Genomic DNA, 11,913 nt, shown 5'->3' with positions numbered 1-11,913 from the left:
TCGCCACCACAGAAAAAAGCGGCAGTCGTCCTGCCGCTTTAAAGGGTTTCGTATGAACATGCTATTTCCATTTCGGCTGATCAAAAAATTTCGGACGGTATTTTGCGATAACAAACAGGATAATAACGGTAATAATGGTTTGCGGAATTAAATACGAAGCATTGTAAAGTGCCGAATATGCCACAACAGGTGTGCCTTCCGGTGCATAGCTTCCAAACCAGATGACGCCTGAGACAAAGTGATCGATATAGCGAAGGAGCGCCCCGAAGACAATGCCGATAAGCATCAAAAGATAAGGAATCCGCTCGCGGAAGACAGCGTGAGTCGTAAAAATTGCAGCAAAGCCGAGCACCGTATAGGCGATCGGGTATTCAAGAACGAGCTGAACAGGATGGACGATGGTCGCTCCCTGCAGAAGCTGGAGCATTCCTGCCAGAAACCCTGTCGCAAGCCCCGCTTTCCATCCGCGGCGAAAAGCCATCAGAAAAATAGGAACCATAATAAAAGAAATCGAACCGCCGGCGAGCCACGGTCCGCCGAATTCAAGAAATCCTAAAATAAAAGAGAGAGCAGCCATGAATGCTGTTTCTATCATAATTGCTAAACGTTTACCCCTCTCCAACGATGAACACCTCCCTGGAATTTACCGATACTATCTTAGCATAATAGGAAAAAGAAAGAAACGCCAAGGGGACGGGTTTGTCTGATATAATGTGAAAAGAAGGAAGAAGCAGGGAGAGGATTACATGGAGACATCGACAGATATGCTGAGGGAGTATCTAAAGGGCAGCGGAGCGGCCTGTACGGTGACCCTGCTGTTATTCATATTTTATACAATTATACTGGGAGAGGTGCAGCTTTTTCCCAATCTGGCCTTTCTTTTAGCAGTATGCACGTACCTTGGTTCGATCGTCGGTGTGCTGCTGCTTAAGCTCGTGGAACCGTATCAGTATCATATTCTGTATCCAGTTCTGGGTACGTTTTTTTTCGGTTTTCTTGGCATTTTTTACGGCGTATCGATTATTTACGCCTACCAGCTCGACGGCTTTTTTGTCGTTGTGACGATGGCGTCCTCCATGTCATTTTTTATTTCCCAGTTTGTACAGGCACAGACGATTGCCTGGATCATGGCAGGGTCCGGCCCGTTTTTTTTGGCGGTCATCATGTTTTCAAATCAGTTAGCCCGTTCGCTCGGGCAGTGAAGGAGGAAAAGCAGTGAACTATCACGGCAGACAGTTTGCAGGCATAGAGAACAGCGCAGGCGGAGAGGTATCAGGGCAGACCGTTTTTCATTACGAGCAGGACGGGTCAGTGCTTAAGGCCCGTTATTCTGGAGGCGAAGTCGTTTCCGGTGTTCTAATTGGAAAAGTGTATGCCAATGGCGATCTGGAATTCCGCTACAATCACGTAAACGAGGACTGGAGCCTCCGCGGCGGCAAATGTTACTCGGTCCCGGAAGTGCTGGAAGACGGAAGGATCCGACTGCACGAACAGTGGCAATGGCAGGATGAAAGCAGTGAAAAGGGTACATCTATCGTAGAGGAGTTAAAAAGCGAAACGGTTTAAAATGCTGGCATAGGAGGAAAAGTATGTTCGACTACGCATCATATAAAGGAGACTTTCAACATGGAACATACTTCAATTGCCGGCACGAATCTGCGTCCGTCCCGGATAGGGCTCGGAACGTGGGCGATTGGCGGCACGCAGTGGGGCGGAACGGATGAAAAGCAGTCGATTGAAACGATACATGCAGCGCTTGATAAAGGCATCACCCTTGTGGATACTGCTCCTGCTTACGGGTTCGGAGAATCAGAAAAAATCGTCGGAAAGGCATTAAAACAGGATAATAAACGGCAAAACGTCGTACTGTCCAGCAAGTGTGCCATGAATTGGAACGACGACGGTGTCTTCCGGGACGGCACGGCTGCCCGGATCCGCCGGGAAATTGATGATTCCCTGCAGCGGCTGCAGACAGACCATATCGATATTTATCATGTGCACTGGCCGGATCCTAAAGCAGATATGGCTGAAACGGCTGGAGCGATGAAAGAAATCCTCGATGCGGGAAAAATCCGCGCGATAGCGGTCAGTAATTTCACGGTCGAACAGATTGAAACGTTTCAAAGCACAGCACCGGTTCATGTTATTCAGCCGCCGTATAATATTTTCGAACGGGGCATCGAAGAAAATATTCTGCCCTATGCCGAAAAGCAGAACGTTTCCACACTGCTGTATGGTTCACTGTGCCGCGGGCTGTTAAGCGGTAAAATGACGGAAAACACCACATTTGAAGGTGACGATCTCCGCAACGGGGATCCGAAGTTTCAGGAGGATCGTTTTCCGCAGTATATTGCGGCGGTAAATGAACTCGATCAATACGTGCGGAATAAATATGACAAGCGAGTGATCCATCTGGCTGTCCGCTGGGTGCTGGACCAGCCTGGCACAAGTACAGCCCTCTGGGGAGGGCGCCGTCCGGCCCAGATGAACGGCATTGAAGAAATTATGAACTGGCAGCTCGACCAGACAGATATAAAAGCCGTGAACGAAATTGTAAATAAGCATGTAAAAGACCCGGTAGGGCCTGAATTTATGGCTCCTCCGACCAGATAAAAAAATAAAAATGCTGCGCCCGGGCGTGGCATTTTTTTATGAAATAAAGGAGTCCGGGGAAAGATCAGCGAATGGTTACAGAACCAGTTTGTTTAATTGTGTCAACATTGCTCCTGTCGTATTTGTATTTTCCTTTAATTGTGTTCGTGCAGAAATCCCCATAAAATAAAGATGTAAGCGAATACTAAAAAAGGAACGGTCCATAATTCATCGAGAAATTATTTCATTATTGTCATCAATATATTTGGACCAAAAAAAGGGGGAAACACAATGAGTGCATCAACAGAAAATGCACCGCAGAAAAAAAGCATCCGTTCAAGGATTCAAAAGTTCGGCAGCTTTTTAAGCAGCATGATTATGCCGAATATCGGTGCTTTTATTGCATGGGGACTGATTACGGCATTGTTTATCGAATCGGGGTGGGCGCCAAATGAAACTTTGGCAGCACTGGTAGACCCGATGATCATTTATCTGCTTCCGCTTTTGATTGGTTACACAGGCGGTAAAATTGTTCATGACGTGCGCGGCGGGGTCGTTGGCGCGGTGGCAACCATCGGTGTTATTGCAGGTGCCGACATTCCGATGTTCCTCGGAGCCATGGCGATGGGTCCTCTTGGCGGTATTGCCATTAAAGGATTCGACAGGCTGGTCGAAGGAAAGATCCGCCAGGGCTTTGAAATGCTTGTAAACAACTTTTCTGCTGGGATTATCGGCTTCTTCCTGGCTATCTTCGGCCTTCTTGCCATTGGGCCGATTGTGGAATGGTTAACGAATGTTTTAAGCGGAGCGGTAGACTTTTTGGTCAACTCAGGCCTGCTGCCGTTAACGAGTATTATTATTGAACCGGCGAAGGTGCTGTTTTTAAACAACGCTATTAACCACGGGGTTCTGAGTCCTATTGCAGCAGAACAGGTGGCTTCCGCCGGAAAATCAATTCTGTATCTGCTTGAGCCAAACCCAGGTCCCGGTGTAGGAATTCTGCTTGCATTTGCAATATTTGGTACAGGCATTTCGAAAGCTTCCGCTCCGGGTGCTATGGTTATTCAATTCCTGGGCGGTATTCATGAAATTTACTTCCCGTACGTATTGTCGAAGCCGCTCACTATTCTTGCAGCTATCGCAGGCGGCATGACCGGGGTATTCACGTTCTCCCTGTTCAACGTTGGCCTTACAAGCGTTCCGTCACCAGGTAGTATTTTCCCGGTACTTGGCCTTGCAGCCCCCGGAGATTTCTTTGGAGTCTTACTGGGCGTAGTGCTTTCAGCCGCCGTATCATTCATTATCGCTTCCATGATTTTGAAGTTCAGCTCCAATGAAGGAGAAACTCTTGAAGAATCCACAGCGAAGATGGAAAGCATGAAAGGCAAGAAAAGCTCTGCAGCGTCTGCGCTTCATTCCAATGCAGGTGCAGCTGAAGCAGGCACCGGTGCTTATTTGGATAAAGAAGTTAACAAAATTGTCTTTGCCTGCGACGCCGGTATGGGATCGAGTGCCATGGGAGCCTCGGTCATGAAGGACAAAGTGAAAAAGGCCGGGCTTGATATCAGCGTGACGAACACGTCGATCTCGAACATTCCGGACGACGCTGACCTGATCATTACGCACAAGGATTTAACCGAACGGGCACGGCAGAAACGGCCGGACGCGGAACATGTTTCGGTGGAAAACTTCCTCGGAAGCGATAAGTATGATGAGGTGGTTAAAGATCTGAAGCAGAAAAAAGGCGTGGAAGAAGGCTCTTCAGCTGAAACAGCGGCAGCAGCAAAGGCGCCGGTTAACAAAATCATCTTTGCCTGTGACGCCGGTATGGGCTCAAGCGCCATGGGAGCGTCGGTCATGAAGGACAAAGTGAAAAAGGCCGGACTCGATATCAGTGTATCGAACACATCGATCTCGAACATTCCGGACGACGCTGACCTGATCATTACGCACAAGGATTTAACCGAACGGGCGCGGCAGAAACGGCCGGACGCGGAACATGTTTCGGTGGAAAACTTCCTCGGAAGCGACAAGTATGACGAAGTGGTTGAGGATCTGAAAACAAGAGAATAAGGGGGGAAACCGATGGAATACCTCACAGGCCGGGAACGGGAACTACTGTTGCATCTTCTGCATCATCAGGAACTAAAGCCAGTGGCTGAAATAGCTGAAGAAATTAATGTAAGCTCCCGGACCATCCATCGGGACCTTGATAAGCTGGCAGACTGGCTTGCCGGCGAACAGGTTGAACTCGAAAGACGGACAGGAAGTGGTGTGCGGCTTAAGGGGGCGGAAGAAGATATCGAAGAAATCAAACTCCGCCTCCAGCGTCCTGCTGTTGTTGAATATACGCCGGATGAACGCCGTACCCTGCTGATCTGTCTCATTCTTGAATCAGACGGGCCCGTGAAATTAACGGCGCTTGGTGCAGAATTAAAAGTAACTATAGCAACGATCAGCCAGGATTTGGATAAACTCAAAGACTGGCTTGAGCTATTTTCACTCACGCTTGTGAGACGCAGGGGCTACGGGGTGGAAGTGCAGGGAGCGGAAACAGCTAAACGCCGGGCGATGAGCAGTCTGATTGCAGAGAATGTGGAAGAAAAGGAACTGCTCAGCTCGATCCGCCACCACATTTACGAGCGAAATGTGCAGACCGAACAGGGTCGTGTAGCTGAACGCCTGCTTGATATGGTTGGAGAAAACCACTGGTCTACGGTGGAGCAGGTGCTGTCGAACATGCAGGATCAGCTTCCGCAGAATTTTGCCGACAGTGCTTACATCGGGCTGATTGTCCATCTAACCCTGGCGATTGAGCGCATCTCTGTAGGAGAGAGCATTGATATTAATGCGGACTACATGGATAACCTGCGGGACACAAAAGAGTTTGCGATTGCGGAGGCCATCATTCGAAAGCTTGAGCGTGTGCTTGAACTGTCCATTCCTGAAGCGGAAATTGGCTACATTACAATGCACCTGCGGGGAGCAAAGCTTCGGACGCCGGTGGAAAATCAGCTGGAGGTGGATCACCTCCCAGTGGCCTTAAAAGCAAAAGCACTGATTCATGAGATGGAGAAATTAATGGGAGAACCGCTTGGGAAGAATCATTCTTTGTATGAAGGGCTGGTCGCCCATCTCGAGCCGGCACTGTACCGGCTTAGTGAAAATATGAGAATCCATAATCCGCTGATGGAATCTATTAAAGAAAATTATGCTGATTTGTTTACAAAGCTTCGTCAGGCAACGGACGCCGTATTTACGGAAAGTTATCTTCCGGATGCAGAGGTTGGTTTTCTGGTCCTTCATTTCGGAACAGCAATAGAGCGTGAAGAAGCTGCCGCTCCCCTGCATGCGCTTGTCGTATGCTCGAGCGGCATAGGCTCCTCGAAGCTGCTTGAAAGCCGGCTGCGAAAAGAAGTTCCTGTGCTCGGAGATCTCGAAAATGTGAGTCTTCTCGATCTCGAAGAAATGAATATGGACGGCTATGATTTGATTATCTCTACGATTCCCCTGGATCCTCAGCCGCTTCCGCATTTAGTTGTTCATCCTTTTTTAAACGAAGAAGATACGAAAGCAGTCCTTCGGGCAGCGGACTCGATCTACCGTCAGCAGAGCAGAGCCGGGGTGTCGGTGAAGCGGAAGGAAGCGCATGAAACGCCGCTCAATTTATATGAAATACAGCTTTGCGTAGATTTAACCGTACAGATGTATCACCGCTTTTATATGAGAAAAGTGGCGGGCGGACAGAACGCGGAACAGGCAGTTCACTGGATCATGGACGAGATAAAGAAAGAAAATATCGTTCAGGATGCCGGAAGTGTCGCAAAAGAAATCTGGGAAAAGCAGGCAAAGGGATTTGCGATCCCTGGCGCCAATGTAGCGTTATTTCATACACGGAGCGCTCTGGTGAATGAACCGTCCCTGACGCTGTGGGAGCTCGAAGCACCACAGGCACTGACAGCCATGGACGGGAGTACAACAGACGTTGACCGTATTTTGCTCATGCTTGCACCGGAACAGGAACGAAAAGAAGTGTTTGAGCTGATGAGTACCATCAGTGAAGAGATGCTGATGAATCCCGAGCGGCTGGATGTCCTCAGGAGTGGGGAAGAAAATGACATTCAAAAGCATATTGATGAAGTTTTTCGGGAATGGTTGAAACGGAAAATAAATTAAGGAGAAGGAGAGAAATCATATGACTAAACCAGTACTGCAAAAGGAAAACGTAAAAATGAATGTATCGCTCGGAGGAAAAGAGGAAGCCATCCGGGAAGCAGGAGGCGTTCTTGTCGACAATGGCTACGTGCAGCAAAACTATATTGACAGCATGCTCGAGCGCGAAAAAGTAACATCGACTTTCATGGGGAACGGCGTTGCGATTCCGCACGGTACGGAAGATTCGCGTGAATGGGTGGACCATTCCGGTTTGTCAGTGGTTCAGGTGCCGGACGGGGTGGACTTTGATGGCAACAATGTAAGAATTCTGATTGGTATTGCCGGCAAAGGCGATGAACACCTGAACATTTTATCGAAGATTGCGATTGTATGTTCCGATGAAGATAACATTGAAAAAATGGTTCAGGCTTCATCCAAAGAAGAGCTGCTCGAAGTGATCGGAGAGGTTGAACTCTCATGATAGCGGTACAGATAGGCGCTGGTAACATCGGCCGTGGCTTTATCGGGCAGGTGCTGTCTGATGCCGGGTACGAGCTGTATTTTGCTGATGTAAATGATACTCTGATCGATCAGCTGAAGGAGAAAGGTGAATATGTGGTAGAGCTCGCCGAAGACGGAGCTTCTGCGCAGACAATTTCAGGGGTGAAGGCCTTTCACAGTGCGAAAGAGGAAGAAGCTCTTGTACAAAAGCTGGCTGAAGCTGATTTGATTACAACGGCTGTCGGACCGGCAGTATTAAAGCATGTAGCTCCCGTTATTGCAAAAGCATTAAAACAAAAAGTCGCTGAAGGCAACGCGAGCCCGGTCAATATTATCGCCTGCGAGAATATGGTAGCCGGGACGGCAGAATTAAAGAAATATGTCTGGGAGCAGCTGACGGAGAATGAAAAATCGGAAGCCTCCAATTTTGCCGGATTCGCCAATGCTGCAGTAGACCGCATTGTCCCAAACCAGCCTGAGGGCCAGGGACTTAAGGTAGTCGTCGAGCCATTTTTGGAATGGGCGGTGGAAGCCCCTTCGCTGAAGGGGAAAACGCCGGATATCCCGGCTGTGACGTACGTGGACGACCTGACCCCTTATATTGAGCGGAAGCTGTTCACGGTAAATACCGGCCATGCAGCCCTTGCTTATGTCGGTTTTCTATACGGGTGTGAGACGACGAAAGAAGCGATGGATCACCCGGAGGTGTCGGGTGCCTTTGAAGCGGCGATTCGGGAAACTGGCCGTCTGCTTCAAATTAAGCACGGGTTCGGGGAAAAAGAGCAGAACGAATACCAGGCAAAAATCAAAGGACGGTTTTCAAACGAATATCTTTCTGATCCGGTGACCCGGGTGGGCCGCGGGCCAATCCGAAAGCTCGGTCCGAAGGATCGTTTAGTCCGTCCTGCGGTGGAACTGCAGGAAGCCGGGGAGCGCCCGGAGGCACTGGCTTTTGTTATCGCCGCCGCTCTTCAGTTTAATGTAACCGAGGACGGGGAAGCCGTAGAGCTTCAGAACACGATTGACCGGGAAGGATACAAAGGGGCTTTGAGCCATTACGCTGAGCTTCCTGTTCATCACCCGCTGATTGAATTGGTTGCCGGATATCTTCCGGAGCAATAACAATAACTAAAGAAGCAGAAGCGTCCAAATGGGCGCTTCTGCTTCTTTAATTTATATGGGGCAAATCTTTTCCAGATCTCGCGCCGTTGGTCAGGTTTCCTGCGCTTTTCCTTGTCCAGTTCCGGAAACCAACGGCATCGTGCTCTTCAAAGCTTTGCCAACGGGAAAGAGCCCCTTTGGGCAAACCTCCTCCAGATCTCGTGCCGTTGGTCAGGTTTCCTGCGCTTTTCCGGTTAACAGCAGGCGGATGTCGTTTTCGCTTAGCGTGTTCAGGCTGGTCTGTTCGTCGGTGATGACCTGGTCATACAGGTGGCGTTTTTCCTCCTGCATGTGCTGGATTTTTTCTTCGATGGTTTCATGAGTGATCAGACGGATTACCTGAACTGTCTTAGTCTGGCCGAGACGGTGGGCACGGTCAGCTGCCTGCATTTCCACCGCCGGATTCCACCACAGGTCATACAAAACTACGGTGTCTGCCCCGGTAAGGTTGAGGCCGGTGCCGCCGGCACGCAATGAAATCAAGAAGACGTCCGGGCCTTCTTCTTCGTTGAAGGTTTCAGCAAGGCGTACCCGTTCTTCTCCCGGAGTGCTCCCATCAAGATAATAGTAATCGATGCCTTCTTCTGTCAGACGGCTTTTGATAAGAGCAAGCATAGAGGTGAACTGGGAAAAAATAAGGATCCGCTGGCCGCCTGCTGCACCTTCATGAAGAATACGCACGAGTTCTTCAAGCTTTCCGGAGGAGCTTTGATATTCGGGCTCTACGAGCGAGGGATGGCAGCAGATCTGCCGCAGACGGGTCAAAAGGGAAAGAAGATGCATCCGGTTGGCGTCTGCTCCTTCTTCAAGAAGAGCGCCCGCTTCCTGCTGCACGTTCTCCAGCGTTTTTTTGTATATGTCCGCCTGATTCGTTAACAGATCACAGTAAGTGGTCGTTTCAACCTTTTCAGGGAGCTCCTGAAGAACTTCTTTTTTCGTGCGGCGCATAATAAAGGGAGAGGCTCTGTCTCTCACCTCTTCGGGACTCCAGGAAGAAAACAGCTTTTTGTTTGGAAACAGCCCCGGCATCACGACGCTGAATATCGACCGCAACTCGTCAAGCCTGTTTTCCACCGGGGTCCCGCTCAGGGCAAAGCAGTATTTACTCCGGAGCTGCTTCACGGCTTTTGCCGTTTTAGACCCGGCATTTTTGACCGCCTGGGCCTCGTCGAGCAGAATGCCGCGGAAAAATGTTTCTCCGTACCATTCAACGTCCCGGCGGATCAAAGGATAGGAGGTAATAAAAATATCGCTCTGCTGCTGAATCTGCTGCTCCCGTTCTTTTTTGCTGCCAGACACGACGGTCACTCTTAAAGAGGGAAAAAAGCGCTCGGTTTCTTTTTTCCAGTTATAAAGAAGTGAGGAGGGAGCGACGATAACAAACGGTTCCTCTCCGGGATTCTCTTGGCATTCTGTCGCAATAAAGCCCAGCGCCTGCAGCGTTTTTCCAAGCCCCATATCGTCTGCCAGAATACCGCCAAAGCGGTAGGTAGCTAGCTGCTTCATCCACTGAATTCCTTCACGCTGATACGTCCGAAGATCTACACCGCATGGCTCGGCAAGTACTGTATGGTTTTCAGCAGCACGCCGGATGTTTTCAAGCATGTCATCGACATCAAGGGTCGTCTGCCAGCGGCGGTTGCCGGAGAGGTGTTTATCCAGATTGAACGCCTGATGGGCCGGATAGCGCACTGAATCGCCTTCTGCGGACTGAGCCGGTTTCGGCATTTGCTGTAGGGCGTGGGCGAGGCGCTGCAGCAGTTCATCATCGAGAGGAAGGTACCGGTCGTCATCTGTTTTATAGAACTCCTGTCCTTCCTGGAGCGCCTTCCAGACCCCGGGTGTTTCTAAAGCGTCTGTTACAGACGAGGTAAGCGACAGTTCCATCCATCCCTCATCGGCATGAATGTCGGAAAATAACGACAGGCTGTCCCCGGGGATAAGCATGTTTTCAATTTCTTCACTCATGAAAATATCCATATACGGCCGCAGAGCTGCCAGCTCCTTCGATAAAAAGCTAATAATGTTTTTAGGGGAAGAGAGGACAAACCGGTCATTTTCCTGAAGGAACCCTTTCTGCTGCAGCCGTTGGAACTGCAGTTGTTCCTGCTGCCGGTCCCGGGGCATAAAATAAGCATCTTCGAAAGATGGGACGGTATCTGTCCGGCATGCACTGTACTCTTTAAATCCGTAACGGTAGATTAATTCTCCGGTAATTTTTCCCCCGGGACCTTTTGAAAGATAGAGGGCTGTCTGCAGCGGCTCTGTGTGGAGATTTTCCTGCAGCTTCTCATCCATGTCCAGGCAGCGATGGTTCATTAACGGAGCGCCCCAGCGTAAAAAGGTATCGAGAAATTCCTGGCGGGAAAAAATGAGGCGCTGTCCTTCTGCCTGCATGAGCATTCGCTGGGCGGCGGCTGCGGTTCGCGCCAGTTCCTTGTCCGGGCAGTACAGCTGTCCGTCCCACAGACAGTATTTGCTGTCGCTGATAAAAAACGGCGTTTCCTGTTGCGGAGTGGAAAAAATCAGCGCATCCAATTCTTTTTCATAACTTAGAAAAAACGAATACGGCCAATTTTCTGTTACGTTCCAGGGTCTTTCTCCGTATGTATCTGTTATATAGGCATTTGAGCAGACGTCGAGCAGGCCGAAAAGCTTTTCGACCGCATAAGGTGGTATCGCGATTTCCTTTTTCGCTCCGCTTCTTGCTATCCACTGCTCCTGAAAGGAAGGCCCCCATTCCGAGTCCCGAAGCACAGAAGCAAGCAGCTGAAGGACATGAAGATCTTCTTCCGAAAAATAGTGGGAAACAGGATCAAATGTTAAAGAAGGAGCCAGACGGAAGGGAGCATCGTTTTTCATTGCTTCAATAAACTGATAAATGTTTTTCACAGTGTATCGCTTATTTTCCCCGATTTTCACCTGGACGACTGGAAATAAAACGTCGGGCCTGCGGTTATCGACAGGAAAAGAGATTAAAAAGTCAGCATGTATCTGCGTACCTACATCCTCAACCCGTGACTGAAAGGGCGAAAAGTATTCCAGGAACTGGTCTTTCACTGCGTCGTTGACGGCTGGCGCAGCGGAGCCGGGCGAAGCCGGCGGACCGGTGAAGGCAGGTGCTTCGAGCAGCAGGGCAATGAGATGGCGGCAGGGGGCAGACGAAGAATGATAAAAACGGTCGCAGGAACAGTACATTTCCTGAATGGTATGACTCCCGTCAACAGCAATAAAAACGTCCTCCGGAAAAGGAGTGTCCTTTACTACTGCTTCAACCTGCCTGGTCTGCATCAGGGTTTCTTCTGTCATGTGGGCAATTTTATATAAATCATACAGGCGCTTTCCTTCTAAGTATGTAGTTTCATCTGTCATCTGGCGTATAGCGTCCGGGGCAAATAAAGCCAATCTTCATCCTCCTTGCAACGCTGGAAATTCTATCTTCCGTACGTTTTTCCTTGCCCGTATTTTAGCATATTACTACCTGAAAAAGGGAAAAAGTACATA

Annotated in this window: 9 protein-coding genes; 7 read left to right on the top strand and 2 right to left on the bottom strand. The window is 49.5% G+C overall.

Annotation, left to right across the window (positions count from 1 at the left end; translation table 11 throughout):
• Positions 1–61 precede the first annotated feature (61 nt).
• Positions 62–622 (bottom strand): energy-coupled thiamine transporter ThiT, encoded by a 561-nt coding sequence (gene thiT, locus BLV22_RS05675; RefSeq protein ID WP_244897352.1) that lies wholly within the window; start codon positions 620–622, stop codon positions 62–64.
• 124 nt (positions 623–746) lie between these two features.
• On the opposite strand from thiT, the gene BLV22_RS05670 reads away from it, so the two are divergent.
• From BLV22_RS05670 to BLV22_RS05640, 7 genes are all read left to right on the top strand, one after another.
• Positions 747–1,202, top strand: a complete 456-nt coding sequence (locus BLV22_RS05670; RefSeq protein WP_022792564.1) for a hypothetical protein — start codon at positions 747–749, stop codon at positions 1,200–1,202.
• Positions 1,203–1,215: 13 nt separating this feature from the next.
• A complete protein-coding gene (locus tag BLV22_RS05665) occupies positions 1,216–1,566 on the top strand; it encodes an avidin-fold protein (protein ID WP_091612431.1) in 351 nt (116 codons plus the stop codon).
• Between the two features lie 60 nt (positions 1,567–1,626).
• On the top strand, positions 1,627–2,613 hold the full coding sequence (locus BLV22_RS05660) for an aldo/keto reductase (RefSeq protein WP_091612429.1): 987 nt from the start codon (positions 1,627–1,629) through the stop codon (positions 2,611–2,613).
• Between the two features lie 270 nt (positions 2,614–2,883).
• Positions 2,884–4,665, top strand: coding sequence for a PTS mannitol transporter subunit IIBC (locus BLV22_RS05655; RefSeq protein ID WP_091612426.1), 1,782 nt, complete (start codon positions 2,884–2,886; stop codon positions 4,663–4,665).
• Positions 4,666–4,677: 12 nt separating this feature from the next.
• A complete protein-coding gene (locus tag BLV22_RS05650) occupies positions 4,678–6,768 on the top strand; it encodes a BglG family transcription antiterminator (protein ID WP_091612419.1) in 2,091 nt (696 codons plus the stop codon).
• 19 nt (positions 6,769–6,787) lie between these two features.
• Entirely contained in the window at positions 6,788–7,228 is a 441-nt protein-coding gene (locus tag BLV22_RS05645; protein ID WP_091612417.1) for a PTS mannitol transporter subunit IIA, read from the top strand.
• Entirely contained in the window at positions 7,225–8,370 is a 1,146-nt protein-coding gene (locus BLV22_RS05640) for a mannitol-1-phosphate 5-dehydrogenase (protein ID WP_091612415.1), read from the top strand. Before BLV22_RS05645 ends, BLV22_RS05640 begins: the two co-directional genes overlap by 4 nt.
• Before the next feature lie 210 nt (positions 8,371–8,580).
• Here BLV22_RS05640 and BLV22_RS05635 read toward each other — a convergent pair whose 3' ends face one another.
• Positions 8,581–11,814, bottom strand: a complete 3,234-nt coding sequence (locus BLV22_RS05635) for a DEAD/DEAH box helicase (protein ID WP_091612413.1) — start codon at positions 11,812–11,814, stop codon at positions 8,581–8,583.
• Between the last annotated feature and the right edge of the window lie 99 nt (positions 11,815–11,913).

The organism is Marinococcus luteus, from assembly GCF_900106595.1.
GTDB classification, from domain to species: domain Bacteria; phylum Bacillota; class Bacilli; order Bacillales; family Marinococcaceae; genus Marinococcus; species Marinococcus luteus.
This window is presented reverse-complemented; position numbering and strand designations above follow the sequence as displayed.

Excerpts from the sequence above, each read along its gene's own strand:
- BLV22_RS05655 (WP_091612426.1), top strand. The coding sequence starts at position 2,884 with ATGAGTGCATCAACAGAAAATGCACCGCAGAAAAAAAGCATCCGTTCA.
- BLV22_RS05650 (WP_091612419.1), top strand. The coding sequence starts at position 4,678 with ATGGAATACCTCACAGGCCGGGAACGGGAACTACTGTTGCATCTTCTG.
- BLV22_RS05640 (WP_091612415.1), top strand. The coding sequence starts at position 7,225 with ATGATAGCGGTACAGATAGGCGCTGGTAACATCGGCCGTGGCTTTATC.
- BLV22_RS05660 (WP_091612429.1), top strand. The coding sequence starts at position 1,627 with ATGGAACATACTTCAATTGCCGGCACGAATCTGCGTCCGTCCCGGATA.
- BLV22_RS05670 (WP_022792564.1), top strand. The coding sequence starts at position 747 with ATGGAGACATCGACAGATATGCTGAGGGAGTATCTAAAGGGCAGCGGA.
- BLV22_RS05645 (WP_091612417.1), top strand. The coding sequence starts at position 6,788 with ATGACTAAACCAGTACTGCAAAAGGAAAACGTAAAAATGAATGTATCG.